General features: G+C 66.7%; 23 protein-coding genes. 16 read left to right on the top strand and 7 right to left on the bottom strand.

The annotated features are described in order from the left end of the window. Positions 1–49 precede the first annotated feature (49 nt). On the top strand, positions 50–787 hold the full coding sequence (locus tag LC039_RS22810; protein ID WP_226628524.1) for a DUF4396 domain-containing protein: 738 nt from the start codon (positions 50–52) through the stop codon (positions 785–787). Between the two features lie 90 nt (positions 788–877). Here LC039_RS22810 and prpE read toward each other — a convergent pair whose 3' ends face one another. From prpE to LC039_RS22795, 3 genes are all read right to left on the bottom strand, one after another. Beyond that, on the bottom strand, positions 878–2,776 hold the full coding sequence (gene prpE, locus LC039_RS22805) for a propionate-CoA ligase PrpE (protein ID WP_226628522.1): 1,899 nt from the start codon (positions 2,774–2,776) through the stop codon (positions 878–880). A 388-nt stretch (positions 2,777–3,164) separates the two neighbouring features. Beyond that, positions 3,165–5,444 (bottom strand): NADP-dependent malic enzyme, encoded by a 2,280-nt coding sequence (locus LC039_RS22800; protein WP_226628520.1) that lies wholly within the window; start codon positions 5,442–5,444, stop codon positions 3,165–3,167. A 182-nt stretch (positions 5,445–5,626) separates the two neighbouring features. Beyond that, a complete protein-coding gene (locus LC039_RS22795; protein ID WP_226628518.1) occupies positions 5,627–5,839 on the bottom strand; it encodes a DUF3072 domain-containing protein in 213 nt (70 codons plus the stop codon). 194 nt (positions 5,840–6,033) lie between these two features. Here LC039_RS22795 and LC039_RS22790 point away from each other — a divergent pair, with 194 nt between their 5' ends. From LC039_RS22790 to LC039_RS22770, 5 genes are all read left to right on the top strand, one after another. Next, positions 6,034–6,954: a manganese-dependent inorganic pyrophosphatase gene (locus LC039_RS22790; protein WP_226628516.1), complete on the top strand. Its 921-nt coding sequence runs from the start codon at positions 6,034–6,036 to the stop codon at positions 6,952–6,954. An 84-nt stretch (positions 6,955–7,038) separates the two neighbouring features. Beyond that, a complete protein-coding gene (locus LC039_RS22785) occupies positions 7,039–7,905 on the top strand; it encodes an aldose 1-epimerase family protein (RefSeq protein WP_226628515.1) in 867 nt (288 codons plus the stop codon). An 80-nt stretch (positions 7,906–7,985) separates the two neighbouring features. Further along, positions 7,986–8,858 carry a TIGR01459 family HAD-type hydrolase gene (locus tag LC039_RS22780; protein WP_226628513.1) on the top strand — a complete coding sequence of 291 codons (873 nt, stop codon included), beginning with the start codon at positions 7,986–7,988 and terminating at the stop codon, positions 8,856–8,858. A 109-nt stretch (positions 8,859–8,967) separates the two neighbouring features. Further along, positions 8,968–9,411, top strand: coding sequence for a MaoC family dehydratase (locus LC039_RS22775; protein ID WP_226628511.1), 444 nt, complete (start codon positions 8,968–8,970; stop codon positions 9,409–9,411). An 85-nt stretch (positions 9,412–9,496) separates the two neighbouring features. Beyond that, positions 9,497–10,039 (top strand): NADPH-dependent FMN reductase, encoded by a 543-nt coding sequence (locus LC039_RS22770; protein WP_226628509.1) that lies wholly within the window; start codon positions 9,497–9,499, stop codon positions 10,037–10,039. Here the strand turns inward: LC039_RS22770 and LC039_RS22765 are convergent. Beyond that, the gene (locus tag LC039_RS22765) at positions 10,036–10,620 is read right to left on the bottom strand and encodes a GNAT family N-acetyltransferase (protein WP_226628508.1); all 585 of its coding nucleotides are present in this window, start codon (positions 10,618–10,620) and stop codon (positions 10,036–10,038) included. The two genes, LC039_RS22770 and LC039_RS22765, sit on opposite strands and share 4 nt — an antisense overlap. Positions 10,621–10,745: 125 nt before the next feature. Here LC039_RS22765 and LC039_RS22760 point away from each other — a divergent pair, with 125 nt between their 5' ends. The 3 genes from LC039_RS22760 to LC039_RS22750 all read left to right on the top strand — a co-directional run bounded on the left by LC039_RS22760 (position 10,746) and on the right by LC039_RS22750 (position 13,538). Next, positions 10,746–11,345, top strand: coding sequence for a TetR/AcrR family transcriptional regulator (locus tag LC039_RS22760; protein ID WP_226628506.1), 600 nt, complete (start codon positions 10,746–10,748; stop codon positions 11,343–11,345). A gap of 30 nt (positions 11,346–11,375) precedes the next feature. Then, the gene (locus LC039_RS22755; protein ID WP_226628504.1) at positions 11,376–12,356 is read left to right on the top strand and encodes a zinc-binding dehydrogenase; all 981 of its coding nucleotides are present in this window, start codon (positions 11,376–11,378) and stop codon (positions 12,354–12,356) included. A gap of 369 nt (positions 12,357–12,725) precedes the next feature. Beyond that, the gene (locus LC039_RS22750; RefSeq protein ID WP_226628502.1) at positions 12,726–13,538 is read left to right on the top strand and encodes a sulfite exporter TauE/SafE family protein; all 813 of its coding nucleotides are present in this window, start codon (positions 12,726–12,728) and stop codon (positions 13,536–13,538) included. Positions 13,539–13,657: 119 nt separating this feature from the next. On the opposite strand, the gene map is transcribed toward LC039_RS22750, so the two are convergent. After that, positions 13,658–14,485, bottom strand: coding sequence for a type I methionyl aminopeptidase (gene map / locus LC039_RS22745; protein WP_226628501.1), 828 nt, complete (start codon positions 14,483–14,485; stop codon positions 13,658–13,660). 255 nt (positions 14,486–14,740) lie between these two features. Here map and LC039_RS22740 point away from each other — a divergent pair, with 255 nt between their 5' ends. After that, positions 14,741–15,637: a mechanosensitive ion channel family protein gene (locus LC039_RS22740; RefSeq protein ID WP_226628500.1), complete on the top strand. Its 897-nt coding sequence runs from the start codon at positions 14,741–14,743 to the stop codon at positions 15,635–15,637. Positions 15,638–15,765: 128 nt separating this feature from the next. On the opposite strand, the gene sfsA is transcribed toward LC039_RS22740, so the two are convergent. Together sfsA and LC039_RS22730 are read right to left on the bottom strand one after the other, a co-directional pair. Beyond that, entirely contained in the window at positions 15,766–16,473 is a 708-nt protein-coding gene (gene sfsA, locus LC039_RS22735) for a DNA/RNA nuclease SfsA (protein WP_226628499.1), read from the bottom strand. Positions 16,474–16,517: 44 nt separating this feature from the next. Further along, positions 16,518–17,285 carry a DeoR/GlpR family DNA-binding transcription regulator gene (locus tag LC039_RS22730; protein WP_226628498.1) on the bottom strand — a complete coding sequence of 256 codons (768 nt, stop codon included), beginning with the start codon at positions 17,283–17,285 and terminating at the stop codon, positions 16,518–16,520. Between the two features lie 235 nt (positions 17,286–17,520). Here LC039_RS22730 and glpD point away from each other — a divergent pair, with 235 nt between their 5' ends. From glpD to LC039_RS22700, 6 genes are all read left to right on the top strand, one after another. Next, positions 17,521–19,116, top strand: coding sequence for a glycerol-3-phosphate dehydrogenase (glpD, locus tag LC039_RS22725; protein ID WP_226628497.1), 1,596 nt, complete (start codon positions 17,521–17,523; stop codon positions 19,114–19,116). 36 nt (positions 19,117–19,152) lie between these two features. Beyond that, positions 19,153–20,241, top strand: coding sequence for an ABC transporter ATP-binding protein (locus LC039_RS22720; RefSeq protein WP_226628496.1), 1,089 nt, complete (start codon positions 19,153–19,155; stop codon positions 20,239–20,241). Between the two features lie 12 nt (positions 20,242–20,253). Next, on the top strand, positions 20,254–21,336 hold the full coding sequence (locus LC039_RS22715; RefSeq protein WP_226628495.1) for an ABC transporter ATP-binding protein: 1,083 nt from the start codon (positions 20,254–20,256) through the stop codon (positions 21,334–21,336). Then, positions 21,336–22,205 carry a carbohydrate ABC transporter permease gene (locus LC039_RS22710; RefSeq protein WP_226628494.1) on the top strand — a complete coding sequence of 290 codons (870 nt, stop codon included), beginning with the start codon at positions 21,336–21,338 and terminating at the stop codon, positions 22,203–22,205. Before LC039_RS22715 ends, LC039_RS22710 begins: the two co-directional genes overlap by 1 nt. A gap of 225 nt (positions 22,206–22,430) precedes the next feature. After that, the gene (locus tag LC039_RS22705; protein WP_226628493.1) at positions 22,431–23,282 is read left to right on the top strand and encodes a carbohydrate ABC transporter permease; all 852 of its coding nucleotides are present in this window, start codon (positions 22,431–22,433) and stop codon (positions 23,280–23,282) included. A 12-nt stretch (positions 23,283–23,294) separates the two neighbouring features. Beyond that, the gene (locus LC039_RS22700) at positions 23,295–23,567 is read left to right on the top strand and encodes a DUF2160 domain-containing protein (protein ID WP_226628491.1); all 273 of its coding nucleotides are present in this window, start codon (positions 23,295–23,297) and stop codon (positions 23,565–23,567) included. Positions 23,568–23,620 lie beyond the last annotated feature (53 nt).

Here is a 23,620-nt window from a genome sequence, read left to right as displayed (position 1 = left end):
CGGAACCCTGCCGCGCCGCGACGGGTTGGCCTTTTGCAAGGAGGCCCGCATGCTGACCACAATCTTCTCGTCCGCCTGGTTCCTCGTCGTCTGGCTCGCGCTGATGATCCCGTCAGAGATCGTACTGATCCGCGACCTGAAACGGAACAACGCGCACTTGATGAGCCTGATGAAACTCGTCTGGGGGCTGACCGTGCTCTACTCCGGTCCCATCGGCCTCGCCGTCTACTGGACCTGCGGCCGCAAGGAGATCGCGACCGACAGCCTCTGGCGGCGCGGCTTCCGCTCGGTGGCGCATTGCTACTCGGGCTGCGGCCTCGGCGAGATCGTCGGCGTGACGCTCGCCGTCGGGCTGCTGCGCTTCGGCAACCTCGGCACCGCGCTGACCACTTTTGCCTTTGCCTATGTGATCGGCTTCCTGCTGACGCTTGGCCCGCTGGTGCAAGACGGCATGCCGCTGCGCAAGGCGCTGAAGGACACGTTCCTGGCGGAAAGCCCCTCGATCGCGGTCATGGAGATCGTCGCCATCGGCGTCGACCTCTCGCTGGCGGGGAATGCCGGCATGGGAGACGTGCTTTTCTGGTCGTCGATGATCGTCTCACTGAGCTGCGGTCTGTTCGCCGCCTACCCGGTGAACCTGCTGCTGCTGAAGTTCGGCGTGAAGGAGGGCATGATGGACCCGCGGATGACCGACCACGGCGAAGGCCACGCCGGGGCGCATGACCACCATCATGACCATCACTCGGGCGGGAGCCATGCGCATGGCTCGGCAATGAGCCACGGCTGAGCCGCACCGCCGCTGTGTCGGTCGCCCTGATGTTAAACGCGCCCTGCCCCTCCCGAGGCAGGACGTGCGACGCCGCAAGGGCCCGCCGCGTCAGGCGGGCTCCTTGGCGTATCCGAGCGGCGCGACCGCCTCGCGGATCTCGCCGAGGATGGCGGGATCGTCGATCGTCGCGGGGGTCTTAAACTCGGCGCCATCGGCGATCTTGACCATGGTGGCGCGCAGGATTTTGCCAGAGCGGGTCTTCGGCAGCCGGTCGACCACGGTGCAGAGCTTGAAGGCCGCCACCGGGCCGATCTGGTCGCGCACGAGCTTCACCGCCTCCTTGACCACCTCGTCATGCGGCCGGTCGCAGCCGGAGTTCAGGCAGAGGAAGCCCATGGGCAGCTGGCCCTTGAGCGGGTCGGTGACGCCGATCACCGCGCATTCGGCGACATCGGGATGGTTCGAGAGCACTTCCTCCATCGCGCCGGTCGAGAGCCGGTGCCCCGCGACATTGATCACGTCGTCGGTGCGGGACATGATGTAGAGATAGCCGTCCTCGTCCTTCATGCCCGCGTCGCCGGTCTCGTAGTAGCCGGGGAAATGGGTGAGATAGGCCGACTTGAAGCGCTCCTCGGCATTCCACAGCGTCGGCAGCGTGCCCGGCGGCAGCGGCAGCTTGATGGCAATGGCGCCCAGCTCGCCGTCCTTCACCTCGTGACCGCCCTCGTCGAGGATGCGCACGTCGTAGCCCGGCATGGGCACCGAGGGCGAGCCCAGCTTGACCGGCAGCTCCTCGATCCCCAGCGGGTTGGCGGCGATGGCAAAGCCGGTCTCGGTCTGCCACCAGTGGTCGATCACCGGCACGTTGAGCTGCTGCTGCGCCCATTGGATGGTGTCCGGGTCGGCGCGCTCGCCGGCGAGGTAGACGGCGTTCAGGCAGCTGAGGTCGTACTTCTTAACAAATTCACCCTTCGGATCCTCGCGTTTCACAGCCCTGAACGCGGTCGGCGCGGTGAAGAAGCTCTTCACCTTGTGCTCCGAGATCACCCGCCAGAAGGTGCCCGCGTCGGGAGTGCCGATGGGCTTGCCCTCGAAGACGACGGTGGTGTTGCCATGGATCAGCGGCGCGTAGCAGATGTAGCTGTGACCGACGACCCAACCGACGTCCGAGGCGGCCCAGAAGCGGTCGCCGGGCTCGACGTTGTAGATGTTCTTCATCGTCCAGTTCAGCGCCACGAGATGCCCGCCGGTGTGGCGCACGACGCCCTTCGGCTGGCCGGTGGTGCCGGAGGTATAGAGGATATAGGCCGGGTGGTTGCCCTCGACCGGGACGCATTCGGCGGGCTCCACGCCGTACTGGAAGCCGTGCCAGTTCACGTCGCGGCCCTCGGTCAGCGTTGCCACCTCCTGCTCGCGCTGGAAGATGACGCAGAAGTCGGGCTTGTGGGTGGCTTGGTCGATCGCGCCATCGAGCAGCGGCTTGTAATGCACCACGCGGTTCGGCTCGAGCCCGCAGGAGGCGGCGATGATGCACTTAGGCTTGGCGTCGTCGATCCGCACCGCCAGTTCATGCGCGGCAAAGCCGCCGAAGACCACCGAATGGATCGCGCCGAGCCGGGCGCAGGCGAGCATGGCCTCGAGCGCCTCGGGGATCATCGGCATGTAGATGATGACGCGATCGCCCTTCTCGACGCCCTTGGCGCGCAGCGCGCCGGCCAGCGTGGCAACGCGGTTGCGCAGCTCGACGTAGGTGATCTCGCGCTTGGTGTGGGTGATCGGACTGTCCCAGATGATCGCCACCTGCTCGCCCCGTCCGTTCTCGACATGGCGGTCGACGGCGTTCCAGCAGGTGTTGGTCATCCCGTCGGCGAACCATTCGAACATGCCTTCGCCCTTGTCGAAGAGCGCCTTGGACGGGGCCTTGTCCCAGTCGATCGCCTCGGCGGCCTGCATCCAGAATCCCTCGGGATCCGATGCCCAGCGGTCATAGATGTCCTTGTAGCCCATGGTGCCTCCTCCTAGCGCCGTCTCCACGTCGGTGCACAATTTGATAGGACTCGGGGCGGCCGGCGGGCAAGCCTGTTACCGCGCACAGGGACAGATGGACGCAGAGATTTGCTATTTTTTGCGAAGTTCGGCGCAGAAAACTTTGCAAACCGTCCTCGGCTGCAAATTCTTCTGCAAATCATCCCGATTTTTGCAAATTCGGCGCGGCGCCGGGCCGTAGAATCCCCTGGTCCCCGTGGGAGATGCGGCCCAAGGCGGGCCACCGCACCGGATCTGCGGGCGGGAATATGCCGATGGCGGCGCCATGATGGCCCCGCCGCGCGATCAGCCCCGGCGGAAACACAGGCATAGAGGGCCGCGGCAGGGCTCTGCCGCGGCCCGGGCGGCTTCAGCCGTAGTGCGCGACCGGGGTGCCGGCGACGGCGGCCATGTTCAGCAGGCCGCGCGTGGTGATCGAGGGGGTCACGATATGCGCGCGGTTGCCCATCCCCATCAGGATCGGGCCGACCTCGAGGCCGCCCGCCTTCACCTTCAGGATGTTGCGCACGCCCGAGGCGGCATCGGCCTCGGCAAAGACCAGCACGTTCGCCGCGCCCTGCATCCGGCCATTCGGCAGCAGACGTTCGCGCAGCTCGGGGTCGAGCGCGGAGTCCACGTGCATCTCGCCCTCGTAGACGAAGTCGCGCGGCGCGCTGTCAAGGATCTCCAGTGCCTTGCGGATGCGCGGGCCGGAGCCGTCGGCATGGTTGCCGAACTGCGAGCGCGAGCAGAGCGCGACCTTGGGCTCGAGGCCGAAGCGCCGCACGTGCCGCGCCGCGCCAATGGCCGTCAGCGCGATCTGCTCGGGCGTCGGCTCGATCCAGATCTGCGTGTCCGAGATGAACAGCGGACCGTCCTCGAGGATCATCAGCGATAGCGCGCCATGCGGCTTCATGCGTTCGCTGCCAAGCACTTGCGTGACGTAGTTCAGGTGCCATCGGTATTCACCGAAGGTGCCGCAGATCAGGCTGTCGGCCTCGCCGCGGTGCACCATGACCGCGCCGATGGCGGTCAGGTTGGTGCGCATCACCGCGCGCGCCAGATCCGGCGTCACGCCACGCCGCGCCATGATCCCATGGTAGGTCTCCCAGTAGTCGCGGTAGCGTGGGTCGTTCTCGGGGTTGACCACGTGGAAGTCGCGGCCCGGGCGCACCGTCAGGCCGAGCCGTTCGCAGCGCATCTCCAGCACCTCGGGGCGACCGATGAGGATCGGCGTCTCCGTCGTTTCTTCCAGGACGGCCTGCGCCGCGCGCAGCACGCGCTCGTCCTCGCCTTCGGCAAAGACGATCTTGCGCGCCGCGGTCGCCGCCGCGTCGAACACCGGGCGCATCAGCAGCGCCGACTTGAAGACCGACGCGTTGAGCGAGTCCTTGTAGGCCTTGAGGTCCGGCAGCGGGCGCTCGGCCACGCCGGTTTCCATCGCCGCCTTGGCCACGGCCGAGGACACCACCGACGACAGACGCGGGTCGAAGGGCTTGGGGATCAGGTAATCGGCGCCGAAGGTCAGCTGCTCGCCATGGTAGGCGGCGGCAGCCTCGGCCGAGGTGGTGGCGCGGGCCAGCGCCGCGATGCCCTCGACACAGGCGACCTGCATGGCGTCGTTGATCTCGGTCGCGCCGACATCGAGCGCGCCGCGGAAGATGAAGGGGAAGCACAGGACATTGTTGACCTGGTTCGGGAAATCGCTGCGGCCCGTGGCGATGATCGCATCCGGCGCGACGCTGCGCGCGAGGTCGGGCATGATCTCGGGCGTCGGGTTGGCCAGCGCAAAGATGATCGGGCGGGCGGTCATCTTGGCCACCTGCTCGGGCTTCAGCACGCCGGGGCCGGACAGGCCGAGGAAGAGGTCCGCGCCCTCGATCACATCGTCCAGTGTGCGCAGGTCCGAGGGCTGCGCGAAGGCCGCCTTCTGCGGGTTCATGTCCTCTTCGCGGCCCTCGTATACGAGGCCGTGGATGTCGCACAGCCAGATGTTCTCGCGCTTGACGCCGAGCTTCAGCAGCATGTTGAGGCAGGCGATGCCGGCCGCGCCGCCGCCGGTGGAGACGATCTTGATGTCCTCGAAGGACTTGCCGGCCACGTGCAGCGCGTTGGTCGCCGCGGCGCCGACCACGATGGCGGTGCCGTGCTGGTCGTCATGGAAGACCGGGATGTTCATCCGCTCGCGGCAGATTTTCTCGACGATAAAGCAGTCGGGGGCCTTGATGTCCTCGAGGTTGATCGCCCCGAAGGTCGGCTCGAGCGCGCAGACGATCTCGGCCAGTTTCTCGGGGTCGGGCTCGTTCAGCTCGAGGTCGAAGCAGTCGATATTAGCGAATTTCTTGAAGAGGACCGCCTTGCCCTCCATCACCGGCTTCGATGCCAGCGGGCCGATGTTGCCGAGGCCCAGCACCGCGGTGCCGTTCGAGACCACCGCGACAAGGTTCCCGCGCGAGGTGTAGCGCGCGGCGTTGGCGGGGTCGGCCTTGATCTCCAGGCACGCCTCGGCAACGCCGGGGGAATAGGCGCGGCTGAGATCGCGACCGTTCGCCAAGGGCTTGGTGGCGCGGACCTCGAGTTTTCCGGGCTTGGGGTTTTCGTGGTAGAAGAGTGCCGCCTGGCGCAGGCTCTCCTGAGCGGTATCGGTCATGTCGTAGGCCTCCCAACGAAGATGGTTCAACGTTGAACAATCTGCCCATGCGGGCTCGGGGGCCGGGTATCAGGATTTCGACAGCCGGTAAACGAAAAACGCCGGACAGCGCATCACGGCTGTGTAGGAGCGGGCGGCGCGCCGCCCGCCGGAACAGGGTCGGATCGGTGCCGGATCAGGCCTCAGGCGGCCGGCGGGGTGGTTCCGGCGAGGTCGTCGAGCTCGGCGATGCGGCGCTCGGCCTGCCAGAGCGTCAACTCGGCGTCGAATGCCTCTCCGGCGCGCTCCGAAAGCTCGCGCAGGCGCTGCTCCTGTTCGGCGGTCATCGGCTGGCGCGGATCGGGCGGCACGTCCATGGCGGCGTCGATGGTGCGCGGGCTGGTCATGAAACTCATCATGTTTCCTCCTTATGGGGCACACAACGCGGCGCGGCGGGCGCGGTTCCATGACACCGCGAAGGTTTGCGCAAACGTGGCTGCAGCCGCAGCATTTGGCCGCGTGACAAGCCCCGGCCATCTGCCTATAACCCCACGCGAAAGCCGCAATGCACTCCGATGCACCTCCCTTTGACCCCGAGGAGTTTTTCCGCATGACCACCCTGGTTTTTGGCCACAAGTCCCCCGACACCGACTCCACCGGCAGCCCGATCATCTGGTCGTGGTACCTGAACGAGGTGAAGGGCGTGGACGCCAAGCCCGTGCTGCTGGGCGAGCCCAACACCGAAGCCGCCTTCATGCTGGAGCACTGGGGCCTCGAGAAGCCCGAGATCATCGCTGACGTCGAGGCGGATGCGCCGGTCGTCATCGTCGACACGAACAATCCCGCCGAGCTGCCCGCCTCGATCAACGACGCCGACATCCGCGCCATCATCGACCACCACAAGCTGGTCGGCGGGCTGGAAACCAAGGGCCCGATCGACATCACCGTGCGCCCGCTGGCCTGCACCGCCACCATCATGGTCGACCTGATGGGCAAGGACTTCGTGAAGATGCCCGAGGCGATCAAGGGCGCGGCGCTGACCTGCATCCTGTCCGACACGCTGGAATTCCGCTCGCCGACCACCACGCCGCATGACCGCGCCGTGGCCGAGACGCTGGCCGCCGACCTCGGCATCGAGATCACCGAGTTCGCCGCGCAGATGTTCGCCGCCAAGTCGGACGTGTCCGAGTTCTCCGACGCCGAGCTGATCCGCATGGACAGCAAGGAATACGAGGTCGGCGGCACCAAGTTCCGCGTCTCGGTGCTCGAGACCACCGCCCCCGAGATCCCGCTCGGCCGCAAGGAAAGCCTCATGGAGGCCTTCAAGACCGTGGCCGCCGAGGACGGCGTCGACGAGGTGCTGCTCTTCGTCGTGGACATCCTGAAGGAAGAGGCGACGCTGCTGGTGCCGAACGATCTGGTGAAGACCGTGGCGGAGAAGAGCTTCGGCGCGACGGTCGAGGGCGACCTGGTGGTGCTGCCGGGCGTCATGTCGCGCAAGAAGCAGATCATCCCGAACCTGAAGGTGTGAGCCATCGCGCCGCGCAGAACTTCCAAGGGCACCCCAGCGGGTGCCCTTTTTCATGCCGCCCCTTACCCTGACCGGAGCCCTCCCATGACCGATCCCGTCACCCTCTCCGACGCCGACCTCACCCTCGCCGTGTCCCCGCTCGGCGCCGAGATGCAGAGCTTTACCAAGGCCGGCAAGGAACTGCTCTGGCAGGGCGATGCGGACTGGTGGTCGGGCCGCGCACCGATCCTCTTCCCCATCGTCGGCCCGGCGCCCGAGGGGCGGATCCGCATCGGCGACTTTGAGGCGGAGATGGGCCAGCACGGCTTTGCCCGGCGTCGCAGCTTTTCGCTCGAAGAACGCAGCGCAACCTCCTGCCGCCACGTGCTGACCGATGATGAGATGACACGCGCGCAATATCCCTTCGCCTTCCGCCTGGCGATCACCCACGCGCTGGCGGGCGGAAGGCTCGAAATCACCGCCGAGGTCGCCAACGCGGGCGATACGCCGCTGCCCTTCTGCCTCGGCTTCCATCCCGCCTTCGCCTGGCCGCTGCCCGGCGCCGAGGACCGTCCGCATAGGGTCACGCTCGCGAACTGTGCCGAACCGGCGCTGGCCCGGATCGACGGTGGCCGCCTGCCCGAAGCCCGCCTGCCCTCGCCCTTCAGGAACGGCAAGCTCACCCTCTCGCACGACCAGTTCGAAGCCGATGCGATGATCTTCCCCGAGGGCGCGGGCTCGGCGCTCAGCTACGGCGCCGATGACGGCCCGCGCCTGGATTTCACCTTCGAGAACCTGCCCTTCCTTGCCCTTTGGCAGAAGCCCGGCGCGCCCTTCCTCTGCGTCGAGCCCTGGCACGGGATGCACGCGCCCACTGGCGCCTCGGCACAGCTCTCGGAGCGTCCCGGCGCGCTCAGCCTCGCCCCCCTCGAGACGGCACGGTTCGGCTACACCGTCACCCCGCATCTCTGAACAGCCCGCGCTGGCCACAGTGCCCGCGCTGCCCTATCAAGGGCGCAAACCTCTCACTCAAAGTCCGAAAAAGGCTTCCCATGACCCGCATCATCCAGTCGCTTTCCGAGATCTCGCAGAATTACGAGGCGACTTTCGTCGACCTCTGGGGCTGCGTGCATGACGGCGTGAAGGCCTTTCCGGCGGCCATCGAGGCACTGCGCGGTTTCCGCGCCCAGGGCGGCACCGTGGTGCTGCTGACCAACGCCCCGCGCTCGCGCCACGAGGTGGTCAAGCAACTCGAGGTCTTCGGTGTGCCCGAGGACGCCTGGGACAATATCGCCACCTCCGGCGACAGCGCCCGTGTCGCCATGTTCCGCGGCGAGGTCGGCCAGAAGGTCTACTTCATGGGCACCGAGTTCGACGAGCCCTTCTTCGAGCCGATCAAGCTGCTGGAGAATCCGCTGGAGATCGAGCGCGTCGCGCTGGAAGAGGCCGAGGGCATCGTCTGCTGCGGCCCGTTCGATGCGCAGGCCGATCCCTCCGAGCTGCGCCCGCAGCTGCTCTACGCCAAGCAGAAAGGCATGAAGCTGCTCTGCGCCAACCCCGACATCGTTGTCGACCGCGGCGACACCCGCGAGTGGTGCGCCGGCGCGGTGGCGCAGCTCTACACTGAGATGGGCGGCGAGAGCCTCTACTTCGGCAAGCCGCACCCGCCGGTCTACGACCTGGCCCGCCGCCGCCTTGCCGAGATCGACCGCAGCGTGCCCGACAGTTCGATCCTCTGCATCGGCGACGGCATCCGCACCGACATCCTCGGCGCGGTGGGCGAGGACATCGACTCGCTGTTCATCACCGGCGGGCTCGCTGCGAAAGAGACGAAGACCGGCGAGCAGCCCGAGTCAGAGGCGCTCGAGCGCTACCTGGACGCGCAACAGATGGCGCCGACCTACTCGATCGGCTTCCTGCGCTGAAAGATACAAATTCTCCCCTTGATTTTCTGCGGCCGCGAAGTAATAAAATTACCCAATGACGCTGTCATGGCGTCGATTTATTACCGGGTCGCAGATCATGGAGGAGAAGATGCTCGACAACCTGCCCCGCGGGACGATCTGCATCGAGGACATCGAGATGGGCATGTCGCGCCACCTGCGCAAGCAGGTGACCGACCGCGACATCGCGCTCTTTGCCGAGGTCTCCACTGACCACAACCCGGTGCATCTCGACGACGCCTACGCGCAGGACACGATCTTCGAGGGGCGGATCGCCCATGGCATGCTCACCGCCGGGCTGATCTCGGCGGTGATCGGCGAGCAGCTTCCCGGCCACGGCACGGTCTACCTCGGCCAGACGCTGAAGTTCATCGGCCCGGTGCGCCCCGGCGACACGGTGCTGGCCGAGGTCACGGTGACCGACATAGACTTCTCGAAGCGCCGGGTGATGCTGGACTGCAAATGCTCGGTCGATGGCAAGCCGGTGCTCGTCGGCGAGGCCAAGGTGCTCGCGCCTTCGCGAAAGTTCGACTGACCGCTCATTTTCTGCGCGCATCAATGTCTTGCCCGATGCGCCGCCGCGGGCCATGCTACGCCTGACCTAGCGGAAGGACGGACCCATGCCCCGAATTCTCGGCCTTTGCGGCAGCCTGCGCGCCGCCTCCTACAACGCTGGCCTGCTGCGCGCTGCGATGGACCTGGCGCCCGAGGGATGCCCGGTCCTGCCCGGCTCGATCCACGAGGTGCCGCTGTTCAACGCCGACGCGGAATCCGCAGAAGGGCTGCCCGTCGCGGTGAAGACCCTGCAGGCGCAGCTCTTCGAGGCCGACGCCCTGCTGCTGGTCACACCCGAGTACAACGGCGGCATTCCCGGCGTCTTCAAGAACGCCATCGACTGGATGTCGCGCGGCGACGGCGGCAAGGCCTTCAAGGGCAAGCCGGTCGCGGTGATCGGTGCCTCGCCCGGCGGCTTCGGCACGATCCTGTCGCAGGCGCATTGGCTGCCGGTGCTGCGCCAGCTCGGCGCGCGGCCGTGGTTCGGGGCAAAGCTGATGGTGTCGCGGGCGGGCAAATCCTTCGACGACAAGGGCAACCTCAGCGAGACCGAGGTGCGCGAGCAATTGCAGGGCTATTTGAACGGCTTCGCCGACAGTCTCGCCTAGGTCTCGAGCGCCTTCACCAGCAGCACCCAATCTTCCTGGCCGCTCTCCCAGCCGCCATGCACGCAGGGTCGCCGCGCAGCCTCGGCGTAACCCTGCCGCTCGTAGAGCCTCCGCGCGCCCTCGTTGTCTCCGGCGACGATGATGCTCATGCGCTCCAGCCCCTCGGCGCGGGCGATCTGCTCGGCCAGCCGCAGAAGGCCCGAACCGAGCCCCATCCCGCGGTGCTCCGGGTAGCAGGCCAGAACGTTGACGTACCAGCTTCCCGGCGCCTCGTTCTCCAGCTCCTGCAAGGGGCGAAAGACCGGAGGCAGATCGTCCGGCACGGGCGCGGGATTGGCGTCGATCGCGTAGCCGGTCAGCGCGGCAACCGCGCCAACGCCGAAATCGACGACCACGACCTGTCCCTCACGCGTCTTCTCCGCCTGGCGTGTCCGGCCCACCTCCCAGGGGTCTTCGCCCTCCCCGGCCAGTTCCCGCCAGAGGTGCAGCGGTAGCCCCTCCCCGGCGAAATTCACAAGGTCCGCCAGTTCCCGAGCATCGTCGGGCGTGGCGAGCCGATACGGCGGCGATAGGTCGATCATCTGCCAGTCCTCCCCTGACGGCTGATGGATCAGCCTATCACGCCGCCCCCTGTTTCGCGACGTCATCTTGTGGCACTCTGCCCCCGGCACTAGACGACCGGTCTAATTTGACTATCTATCCCGGCATGACCGAGCCGAGCAAATCCGAAGCCACCCGCCAAAAGATCCTGAGCACCGGGCGGGAGCTTGTCCTGCGGGGCGGCTTCACGGGCGTGGGGCTGTCGCAAATCCTCAAGGAAAGCGGCGTCCCCAAGGGGTCGTTCTACTACTATTTCTCGTCCAAGGAGGCCTTTGGCTGCGCCCTGCTCGAGGACTACGTGGCCGAATACCTCGAGAGCTTCGATGCGCTTGCCGAGACCCCGGGCAGCGCCGGAGACCGGATAGCCGCCTATTGGGACGGATGGATCGGCGAGGCCGCCTCGGAGGGCCTCGCAAGCCGATGTCTCGTGGTGAAACTGGCCGCCGAGATTGCCGATCTTTCCGACGATATGCGCCGCGTGCTCGACGAGGGCGTTTCTGACCTCATGTCTCGACTCGCGGCGCTGCTGACCGAGGGCGCCGAGGATGGCTCGCTGCGCCCGCTTCCCGACCCCGAGGCCACGGCCTCCGGTCTCTACGCGCAATGGCTTGGGGCGGCGATCCTGTCGAAGCTCTCGCAGGACGACGCCCCGCTACGACAGGCCCGCGCCGACACCACGCGCAGGCTGTTTCCCGACCTAACCTGACACATACTTCCCGATACGAAGGACCCCGACATGCGTGCTGCATATCATGACGTCTTCGGCGACCCCGCCGAGGTGATGCTCTTTGGCGAGATGGACACCCCCGCCCCCGGCGCGGGCGAGGTGCTGATCAAGACCATCCTGTCGCCGATCCACAACCACGACCTGTGGACCATCCGCGGCCAGTACGGCTACGTGCCCGAGCTGCCCGGCGAGATCGGCGGCTCCGAGGCAGTGGGCGCGGTTGCCGCCGTCGGCGAAGGCGTCGACGCCGGGATGATCGGCAAGCGCGTTTCCGTCGGCGGCGTGCACGGCAGCTGGGCCGAGTTTTTCATCGCCAAGGCCGCGACGGTCGTGCCGCTGCCCGACAGCATCAAAGACGAGGAGGCGGCGCAGCTCATCGCCATGCCGTTCAGCGCCATCGCGCTTCTGGACTCGCTGAAAGTCGGTGCGGGCGAGTGGCTGGTGCAGACCGCCGCCAACGGTGCAGTCGGCAAGATCATGGTGAGCCTCGCCAAGGCGCGCGGCATCAAGCTGCTGAACCTGGTGCGCCGCGACGAGGCGGTCGAGGAACTGACGGCGCTCGGTGCCGAGCATGTGCTCTGCACCGGCGACGAGGGTTGGCTCGACGCCGCCAAGGCGCTGATCGGCGAGGCGGGCGCGGTCTCGGCCATCGACTCCGTTGGCGCCGAGATGGGGCTGGCGCTGGCAGCGCTGCTGGGCAAGGACGGCGAATACGTGGTCTTCGGCACCGCCACCGGCGCGCCGCTGCAGCTGCCGAGCGGCGAGATGATCACCAAGCACCTCGCGGTGCGCGGCTTCTGGGCCGCGCGCGTGTTCGGCGAGCTGAGCAACGAGACGCAGGTGCGCCTGCTGACCGAGCTGGTGACGCTGGCGGCGCAGGGCGAGCTTGCGCTCGACGTGGGCGGCATCTTCGACCTCGAGCAGGTCAGCGAGGCGATGAAGGCGGCGCAGACCCCGGCGCGCAGCGGCAAGATCCTGTTGCGCGGATAACGCACGGCGCGCTCACCACGTGCGGTGAGCGCGCCCCCACTGGCCCGCAGCACCGGCGCGCGGGCCGGAGAGCCCCCCAGTTCTACCGGCGGCCTGCCTGACCGACGGGCCTCGGCCCCTGCAACATGCAGCGCAAGCGGCGCGCGCGATGCTCTGTCTGGCAATGGCAGGGGCCGGCGCCAGAGCCGCGTAGAGCGCGGCATTCCCACCTCAGTCGCCGCGCGTTGCCAGCGCGGCGGCTGGCCTGCCCTTGACCTTCGGCCCGGCACCGCGTTTCTCGGGCGGCAGAATTCCGCGCCAGCCCGGCCGGCCAGAGGCCGCCGCCGGCGCAAGACGCCGCCACGCACCGCCCTGCAGGAAAGAGCCCCTATGGACTACGTCACGCTTTTCGCCGTCATCGCCGCCGCCGGCGCGGTGGCCGGGATCATCTCGGGCCTGCTGGGCGTCGGTGGGGGGATCATTCTCGTACCGGCCTTCTACTACGTGTTCACCGGGCTCGGCTACCAGCCCGAGCAACTCATGCAGATCTGCGTGGCGACCTCCACCGGCACGATCATCGTGACCTCGCTGCGCTCGGTCACCTCTCACCACAAGCGCGGCGCGGTGAGCCTCGAGCTGATCAAGGGCTGGGGGCCGTTCATCGCCATCGGCTCGGTGCTCGGAGTGCTGGCCGCCACCGTGCTGCGCAGCGACCAGCTGCTGCTGGTCTTCGGTGTCATCGGGGTCTGCCTCGGGCTCTACATGCTCCTCGGCAAGAAGACCTGGCGGCTCTCGGACACGCTGCCCGGGCGGGGGCTGAGCGCGATCTACGGCGGCATCATCGGCTTCTTCTCGGCGCTCATGGGCATCGGCGGCGGCAGCTTCACCGTGCCGCTGCTGACCGCCTACAACGTACCGCCGCACCGCGCCGTGGGCACCTCGCCGGGCTTCGGCCTGCTGATCTCGATCCCCGGCTTCATCGCCTTCCTGCTGACCGGCTGGGACATCACCGGCAAGCCGCCGGGCACCGTCGGCTACGTCAACCTGCCGGCCGTGCTGCTGATCATGGTGACCTCGCTGCTGACCGTGCCGATCGGCGTGAAGCTGGCCCACAGCCTGAGCCCGGCCCGGCTGCGGCTGGTCTTTGCGCTGACCGTGCTGGTGCTGGCGGGCAACATGCTGCGCAAGGCGCTGATGGGCTGAGAAGCCCGGCAGCTTCCAACGGTGAAACCAAACGGGCCGTGCCAGCACTCCGCTGGCACGGCCCGATGAACTTTCGACAAACGCTTTGCCGGTCGGGGCTCCCCCCGATCAGCCCCGGATCAACCCCACGTCGGGTGGAACTTGCCGCCCGGCGAGAGCGTGAAGATCTCGGCGCCATCGGCGGTCACCCCGACCGAATGCTCGAACTGCGCCGAGAGCGACTTGTCGCGGGTCACCGCGGTCCAGTCGTCGGCGAGCACCTTGGTCTCGGGGCGGCCGAGGTTCACCATCGGCTCGATGGTGAAGAACATGCCCTCTTCCAGCACCGGGCCAGTGCCGGCACGGCCGTAGTGCAGCACGTTGGGCGCCGCGTGGAACACCCGGCCGAGGCCGTGGCCGCAGAAGTCACGCACCACCGACATGCGCTGCGCCTCGACGTAGCTCTGGATCGCGTGGCCGATGTCACCGAAGGTGTTGCCCGGCTTCACCGCCTCGATGCCCAGCATCAGCGAGTCGTGGGTCACCTGGATCAGCCGCTCGGCCTTGCGCGAGAGCTTTCCGGCCACGTACATGCGCGAGGTATCGCCGTACCAGCCATCGACGATCACCGTGACGTCGACGTTGAGAATGTCGCCATCCTTCAGCTTCTTGTCGCCGGGGATGCCATGGCAGACCACGTGGTTGATCGAGATGCAGCTGGCGTGCTGGTAGCCCTTGTAGCCGATCGTCGCCGAGGTCGCCCCCGCCTCTTCCACCGCATTGCGGATGAAGTCGTCGATGACGCCCGTCGTCTGGCCAGGCTCGACCAGCGGCGCCAGATCGTCGAGGATCTTGGCGGCCAGCGCACCGGCCTTGTGCATGCCGGCAAAATCGGCGGTTTCGTGAATGCGGATGCCGTCGCGGGTGAGACGGCCGCTCGTGTCATTTCGCAAGACGGGGCGCTCCATTGGTCTCTTCCCTTCAATACTTAATGCGTGTTGTGTTCCATTGCCAGAGGATGGCAGGGGAACGCAATGCCATGCCCCTGCGTTTCGACCCGCGAAGCGGGCCGCGACGGGGATCTGCCGGAAAATGGCCGTCCCGGGGGCCGCAGTGCATGCCAAACCGCCTGAAGGGGATCAGGCGCATCCGACCAAAAGACGCGCCGGTCGCAGCGGCGCGCAAGAAAGCCGCAAGGCGCAGAAAAGGACCGACGAGGGACAATGGACAGTATCAACGAAGTCATGAACACCGAGATCTACAACGGCACGTCGCTTTCCGACGTGTTCACGCTGGATTTCCTGGCGAGCATGCTCGGCAACGTGGTGGCAGCCATCGTGCTGCTGCTGATCGGCCTCTTCATCGGCCGCTGGGTCAAGGGCCGGATCGCCGCCGTGGCCGAGCGCAGCGCAAAGCTCGACGACACGCTCTTCAACTTCCTGGGCAATATCGCGCGCTACCTGGTGCTGATCTTCACCGTGCTGATCGTGCTCAACACCTTCGGCGTGCAGACCACTTCGATCATCGCCGCCCTCGGCGCCGCCGGGCTTGCGGTCGGTCTCGCGCTGCAGGGCACCCTGTCGAATGTTGCCGCGGGGGTGATGATCATCGTCTTCCGGCCGATCAAGCTGGGCGACTTCGTCTCGGTCGCCGGCCAGTCGGGCACGGTGAAGGACATCACGCTCAACACCACCGAGCTTGCCAGCCTCAGCAACACCCAGATCATCGTCCCGAACTCCGAGGTCTGGGGCAATGTCATCGAGAACTACTCGATCTACCAGACCCGCCGGGCGGAATGGACCTTTGGCGTCGGCTACGGTGCCAACCTCGCCACCGCCGAGAAGGTGATCCGCGAGACCATCATGGCCGACGACCGCTCGATGAGCGATCCCGCGCCCTTCATCCAGGTCAACGCGCTGAACGACAGCTCGGTCGATTTCCTGGTGCGGGTCTGGGTCGCGAGCGGCGACTTCTTCCAGTACCAGGCCGACATGAAGCGCAAGGTCAAGGAGGCGCTGGACGCCAATGGCGTCGACATCCCCTTCCCGACCCGCACCTTGCACGTTTCCCGGGACGACGCAGAGGAGAGCGGCGCGGAGCCGCGGTCGCAGCTGGTCTGAGGCGGGCTGTTTGAGCGAGGTGGATGGGGGCTCTGCCCCCGTCCGCTGACGCGGACTCCCCCGGGATATTTGGACCTAGGCGAAAGCCCGGGTGGGACGAAAGCGCCGGAAAGAGCGCCCGGGGCGAGTCAGGGCGCTTGGAACGGCAACGCGCTGCCGAGAGTGATCTCGTCGGGGCCGATCTTGCAGCCGAGCGCGAGCACCTCGACGCCCGCCTCCCGCGCGGCGGCGAAGGCGGCGGCGTAGGTCGGATCGATATCGGCGGCGAGGGTCACCGCGGCGGCGTCGGTGCGCTGCACGAGGTAGAGCATCACCGCACGATGCCCCTCTGCGACCATCGCCGAGAGCTCCGCGAGATGCTTGGCCCCGCGCGCCGTGACGCTGTCGGGGAACTCGGCAAGGCCGGGGCGGCGCGAGAGCGTCACCGATTTCACCTCGACATAGCAATCGCGGCGCCCGGCACCGGTCAGCAGGAAGTCGACGCGGCTCTTCTCTCCGTATTTCACCTCGGGGCGCACCGTCTCGTAGCCCTCGAGCCCCGCGACCTGCCCGGCCTCCAGCGCGGCGCGCAGCACGCGATTGGGCACGCCGGTGTCGACGCCGGTGAAGGCGCCGCTCTCGTGCTCGATCAGCCGCCAGGCGTATTTCAGCTTTCGCTTCGGATCGTCGTTGGGCTCGAGCCAGATCTTGCTCTCGGGCTCGGCCATGCCCAGCATGCTGCCCGGGTTGGCCACATGGGCGGTGATCTCGGAGCCATCCTCGAGCCGGCAGTCGGCGAGGAAGCGCTTGTAGCGGCGCAGCAGGCGGGCGGGGATGAGCGGGGTCTCGAAACGCATGGTCTCGAGCTATACCGCCGCCGGCGCGGCGTGCAAGCCGGAGGTCAGCCCCGCGCCGCCACCACCACCTCGCAACCCCAGTCGGCGCAGGCCGCGGCAAGGCCCGGCTCCAGCGGTGCGTCGGTGAGGAACTTGTCGATCTCCGACAGCGAGGCAATGCGCGCCGGGGCGCTGCGCTTGAACTTCGACTGGTCGGCCACGAGGTAGGTGCGGCGCGACTGGCGCAGGATGGCGCGGCTGACGCCGACCTCCTGGATGTCGAAATCGAGAATGTCGCCCTCGGCATCCAGCGCCGAGCAGCCGATGACGGCGAGGTCGAACTTGAACTGCCGGATGCTCTCGGTCGCCAGCGCGCCAATGAGCCCGCCGTCGGTGCGGCGCAGGCTGCCGCCGCTGACCAGCACCTCGCAATCTGGGTTGGCGACGAGGATATTGGCGACGTTCATATTGTTGGTCACCACCATCAGCCCCTTGTGGTGCAGAAGCTCGCGCGCCACTGCCTCGGTGCTGGTGCCGATGTTGAGAAACAGCGAGATGCCATGCGGGATGCGCTCGGCGCAGGCGCGGGCGATGGCGGTCTTGGCGTCCATGTTGAGATGGCGCCGCTCTTCGTAGCCGATGTTCATCGTGCCCGAGGGCAGCACCGCCCCGCCGTGCACCCGTTCCAGCCGGCCGCCATCGGCCAGATCGCTCAGGTCCCGGCGGATGGTCTGCAAGGTGACCCCGAAATGCTGCGCCAGCCCCTCGACGGTCACCTTGCCGTCGCGGCGGGCGATTTCGAGAATCTCCGGGTGGCGCAGGGACTGGGACATCAGTGTTCGGTTTCTTTCGTTTTCGAGATTCTAGCAGCAGAAGACCCGCGCCAACGACGAAATTCCAGCAAAAACCTTGCTGCAAGCGCACGGTTTTCCATGCCACTTGCACGACAAGCACAGGTTTATAGGAAGAAATACCGGATTTCATGCGGAACGAAAAAAAACGAACATAAAGTTGTTGCGTGAATGTGCGATCCGGGATTAGCCTGCCCCCAACCCGAAAGAGGACCCCGTGCGCAAGACCAGCCCCGATACCCCAGCAGATCTCTTCGTCATCGGCGGCGGCATCAACGGATGCGGCATCGCGCGGGACGCGGCCGGGCGCGGCGCGTCGGTGGTGCTGGCCGAGATGGGGGATCTGGCCTCGGCGACCTCTTCCGCCTCGACGAAGCTGTTCCACGGCGGGCTGCGCTATCTCGAGTACCTCGAGGTGCGGCTGGTGCGCGAGGCGCTGGTCGAGCGCGAGGTGCTGCTGCGCGCCATGCCGCATATCAGCTGGCCGATGCGCTTCGTGCTGCCCTACCACAGGGACATGCGCTTCGAGAGCGAGACGCCGATTTCCAAGGGCCTCAGCCTTGTCATGCCCTGGATGAAGGGCCGCCGCCCGGCCTGGCTGATCCGCATGGGGCTGTTCATGTATGACCATCTCGGCGGGCGGAAGATCCTGCCTGGCACGGCGACGCTGTCGCTGAAGGGCACGAAAGAAGGCGCGCCGCTACAGGAGCGCTTCGAGCGCGCTTATGAGTATTCCGACTGCTGGGTCGAGGACTCGCGCTTGGTGGTGCTCAACGCCCGCGACGCCGAGGCGCGTGGCGCGACGATCATGACCCGCACCAAGGTGACCCATGCGCAGCGCGACGGCGCGCTCTGGCGGGTCGAGACCGAGGATGCCGAGACCGGCGCGAAAGCAACGCATTACGCGAAGATGCTGATCAATGCCGGCGGGCCGTGGGTCGGCGACGTGATCCACGACAAGATCGACCTGCCCTCGCGCGAGGGCGTACGCTTGGTGCGCGGCAGCCATATCGTCACCCGCCGCCTCTACGATCACGACAAGTGCTACTTCTTCCAGGGCACCGACGGGCGGATCATCTTCGCCATCCCCTACGAGCGCGATTTCACCCTGATCGGCACCACCGACGCCGAGCATAAGGCCCCGGATCGGCGTCCCGTCTGCACGCCCGAGGAACAGGGCTACCTGATCAACTTCGCCAACCAGTATTTCGCGCAGTCGATCTCGGACGCGGACGTGGTCTGGACCTACTCCGGCGTGCGTCCGCTCTATGACGACGGCGCCTCCAGCGCCACGGCGGCGACGCGGGATTACACGCTGAAAGTGGACGCGGAGGGCGGCGCGCCGGTGCTCAACGTCTTCGGCGGCAAGATCACCACCTACCGGCGGCTTGCAGAAAGCGCGCTGGAGAAGATCAGCGAGCACATCGCGCTGAAGTCCGGCCCCTGGACGGCGGGCGTGGCGATGCCCGGCGGCGATTTCCCGGTCGACGGCTTCGACGCTCTGGTGCAAGCTCTGAACGGGAAATATCCCTTCCTTGGAGAGGTTTGGGCGCGGCGGCTCGTGCGCGCCTACGGCACCGAGGCAGAAACGCTTCTGGGAGAGGCACAGAGCGCGGAGGACCTTGGGAGGGGTTTCGGCGCGACGCTCACGGAGGCGGAAGTGATCTGGCTGATGCGGCAGGAGTTCGCCCGCACGGCCGAGGATGTGGTGTGGCGACGCACCAAGCTCGGGCTGCGCCTGAGCACGGAGGAGATATCGGCACTTGACGGCTGGATGACATCCCGCCGGCAAAGCGCCGACGCCGCCGAATAGCACGGCGGAGACATACGGCGCGGGGAGGAGGACCTTATGTCGCTGGAACTGAAGGGCGTTTCAAAGATCGTCGAGGGGCAGACCCATATTGCCCCCACCGATTTGACGCTCGCCAATGGCACGATGAACGTGCTGCTGGGCCCGACCCTGTCGGGCAAGACGTCGCTGATGCGACTGATGGCCGGGCTCGACGCGCCCAGCACCGGCAAGATTTTCTGGGAAGGCAAGGACGTCACGGGCATGCGGGTTCAGGACCGCAAGGTGGCCATGGTCTACCAGCAGTTCATCAACTACCCGTCGATGACCGTCTACCAGAATATCGCCTCGCCGATGAAGTTGATGGGCGTGGACCGAGCCGAGATCGACCGCCGGGTGCGCGAGAGCGCCGAACTGATGAAGCTGACCCCCTTCTTGACGCGCAAGCCGCTGGAGCTGTCGGGTGGCCAGCAGCAGCGCTGCGCGCTGGCGCGGGCGCTGGTGAAGAACGCCGGGCTGGTGCTTCTGGACGAGCCGCTGGCCAACCTAGACTACAAGCTGCGCGAAGAGCTGCGCGTGGAAATCCCCAAGATTTTCGAGGCTTCCGGCTCGATCTTCGTCTACGCCACCACCGAACCCGAAGAGGCGCTGCTGCTCGGCGGCCATACCGCCACGCTCTGGGAAGGACGGGTCACCCAGTTCGGCCCGACGCCCGAGGTCTACCGACAGCCGCTCGACGCGACCACCGCGCGCGTCTTCAGCGATCCGCCGATGAACTTCCTGCAGATCTCCAAGACCGGCGACCGGCTGATGTTCGGCGAGGGCCAGAGCGCGCCGGCAACCGGCAAGCTCAAGGATCTGCCCGACGGACGCTACATGGCGGGCTTCCGGCCCAACCACCTGGAGATCCTCCAGCACGACCCGGAGGCGCTGCGCTTCCGCACCCAGTTGCAGGTGAGCGAGCTGACCGGGTCCGAGACTTTCGTGCACCTGGATCACCACGGGGAACGCTGGGTCGGCCTGGTGAGCGGCGTGCACCACCTGCCGATCGGTGAGCCGCTCGACGTCTGGCTCTCGCCCCGGCATGTCTACGTCTTTGGCGAGAACGGCGATCTCGTCGCCCCCGCCGCCTATGCGCTGGCTGCCTGAGGAGATGGCGACATGGCCAAGATAACGCTCGACAATCTCGCCCACTCCTACCTGCCTAACCCCGCCTCGGAGGCGGATTTCGCGCTCAAGCAGATGACCCACGACTGGGACGACGGCGGCGCCTACGCGCTCCTCGGCTCCTCGGGCTGCGGCAAGTCCACGCTGCTCAACATCATCTCGGGGCTGCTGATCCCCTCGCAGGGCCGCGTGCTCTTCGACGGGCAGGACGTGACCCACGCGCCGACCGCCGAGCGCAATATTGCGCAGGTGTTCCAGTTCCCGGTGGTCTACGACACGATGACCGTGCGCGACAATCTCGCCTTCCCTCTGCGCAACCGCGGCCGCGACGAGAGCTACGTCGCCGAGCGCGTGCAGGAGATCGCCCGGATGATCGGCATGGAGGACATGCTCAAGCGCAAGGCCGCCGGGCTCACCGCCGACGCCAAGCAGAAGATCAGCCTTGGCCGCGGCATGGTGCGCAAGGACGTGAACGCCCTGCTCTTCGACGAGCCGCTGACGGTGATCGACCCGCACATGAAGTGGGAGCTGCGCACCCAGCTCAAGAAGCTGCACCACGATTTCGGCCACACAATGATCTACGTCACCCACGACCAGACCGAGGCGCTGACCTTCGCCGACAAGGTGGTGGTGATGTACGATGGCCGGGTGGTGCAGATCGGCACGCCCGAGGAGCTCTTCGAGCGACCCGAGCATACCTTCGTCGGCTATTTCATCGGCTCGCCGGGGATGAACGTGATCCCCGCCAAGGTCGAGGGCAGCCGGGCCTATATCAACGGCTCGGACTTCGATCTCGGCGCCGGCTACCGCGCCATGGACGGCAAGGTGGAGATCGGCGTGCGCCCCGAATTCGCCCGCCTGAGCCAGACCGAGGGGCTGCCGGTGAAAGTGCGCCGGGTCGAGGATGCCGGGCGTCACAAGATCATCCGCGCCGAGTTCTTCGGCCATGACATCAACATCGTCGCCGGCGAGGACGAGAGCATCGGGCCGGACATGACCCGCGTGCGGTTCGATCCGGCGCACGTCAACGTCTACCGCGACGACTGGCGCGTCGCACCCTCGGGGGAGGCCGCCTGATGAACAAGACCGTTAATCACAAGGCGTGGTTTCTCGTGCTGCCGGTGCTGGTGCTGGTGGCCTTCTCGGCGGTGATCCCGCTGATGACCGTGGTCAACTACTCGGTGCAGGACACCTTCGGGAACAACCAGTTCTTCTGGGCCGGGCTCGAATGGTTCGACGAGATGCTGCATTCCGACCGCATGTGGAACGCGCTCGGGCGGCAGCTGATGTTCTCGGGGATCATCCTCGCCATCGAGGTGCCGCTGGGCATCTTCGTGGCCCTCAACATGCCGAAGTCGGGTTTCTGGGCCTCCTTCTGCCTCGTGCTCATGTCGCTGCCGCTGCTGATCCCCTGGAACGTCGTCGGCACCATCTGGCAGGTCTTCGGCCGCGTCGACATCGGCCTGCTGGGCCGCACGCTGGAAAGCCTCGGCATCGGCTACAACTACACGCAAAGCCCGCTTGCCGCCTGGATCACCATCGTCGTCATGGACGTCTGGCACTGGACCTCGCTGGTGGCGCTTCTGGCCTACGCGGGTCTGAAATCGATCCCCGACGCCTACTACCAGGCCGCCAAGATCGACCAGGCCAGCCGCTGGAAGGTGTTCCGCTACATCGAGCTGCCGAAAATGGCAGGGGTGCTGATGATCGCCATCCTGCTGCGCTTCATGGACAGCTTCATGATCTACACCGAGCCCTTCGTGGTCACCGGCGGCGGTCCGGGCAATGCCACCACGCTGCTGTCGATCGACCTGGTGAAGATGGCGCTGGGGCAGTTCGACCTCGGCCCCGCGGCGGCCTTCTCGATCATGTACTTCCTGGTGATCCTGCTGATTTCCTGGGTGTTCTACACCGTGATGACCAACCTCGACAAAAAGGGGATGTGAGATGAGCCGACCTCTGACACAGGCCTCGACCCGCCCGGGATCAAGGCGACGCCGCCGGCCGAGCGCCTGCCCGTCCCGGCGGGCTGGCGCTTGGACGCCCGTGCACCCCGGTTCGATCTCGCTCGGACTTGGCTGGCATAAATCGCAGGGCTCGACTGTTGTAGCTCCCGCCCACGGGCAGGCGCTCGCCCGGCTCCCCTCCCATCTTCTTCAAGCGAGCCTCGCATGAGCGACACCACCTTCACCCCCGCCGCACGCCGGTCGCGCAGCCTGCCCCGGATCAACACGCGCGTCATCGTCATGACGCTCTACCTGCTGTTCCTGCTGCTGCCGATCTACTGGCTGCTCAACATGAGCCTGAAGACCAACACCGAGATCCTCGGCGACTTCACGCTCTGGCCGCGCAACCTCACCTTTGCCAACTACGCGACGATCCTCACCGATCCGAGCTGGTACACCGGCTATATCAACTCGCTGATCTACGTGGTGATGAACACGGTGATCTCGCTCACCGTTGCGCTGCCGGCGGCCTATGCCTTCTCGCGCTACCACTTCATGGGCGACAAGCACCTGTTCTTCTGGCTGCTGACCAACCGCATGGCACCGCCCGCGGTCTTCGCCCTGCCCTTCTTCCAACTCTATTCCAGCATCGGCCTCTTCGACACCCACATCGCCGTGGCGCTGGCGCATTGCCTGTTCAACGTGCCGCTGGCGGTCTGGATCCTCGAGGGCTTCATGCGCGGCGTGCCCAAGGAGATCGACGAGACCGCCTATATCGACGGCTACAGCTTCGGCGGCTTCTTCGTGAAGATCTTCATGCCGCTGATCTCCTCGGGCATCGGCGTCGCCGCGTTCTTCTGCTTCATGTTCTCCTGGGTCGAGCTGCTGCTCTCGCGCACGCTGACCACGGTGGACGCCAAGCCCATCGCCGCCACCATGACCCGCACCGTCTCGGCCTCCGGCCTCGACTGGGGCGTGCTGGCGGCCGCTGGCGTGCTGACCATCATTCCCGGCGCGCTGGTGATCTGGTTCGTCCGCAACTACATCGCCAAGGGTTTTGCCCTCGGCCGCGTCTGAGAGGAGAGAGCAATGGACTGGATGGCATGGACCTGGCCCACCGCGGCCTTCTTTCTGACCATCGCGGCGCTGCTGGTGACCTTCACCGTGCTGGCGATCCGCTTTCCGGAGACGCCGCGCCTCGGCGTTCTGGGCATCGAGACCACGCGCGGCGACCGGCTGTTCATCACGCTGCTGGGCTCGGCCTTCATCAATCTCGCCTGGCTCGGCCTTGTCGGCCAGGCGCAGCCGGCGGCGCTTGTCGTCTGCCTGATCTACGCGGCGGCGGTGTTCCGCTGGGTCTGAGACCCAGAAGAACCCCGTCCGGGCAGGAGGAGCCCGGACCGCTGCACACGTCA

The sequence above is a fragment of the Alloyangia pacifica genome, assembly GCF_020524285.1.
Classification (GTDB): domain Bacteria; phylum Pseudomonadota; class Alphaproteobacteria; order Rhodobacterales; family Rhodobacteraceae; genus Salipiger; species Salipiger pacificus_B.
This window is presented reverse-complemented; position numbering and strand designations above follow the sequence as displayed.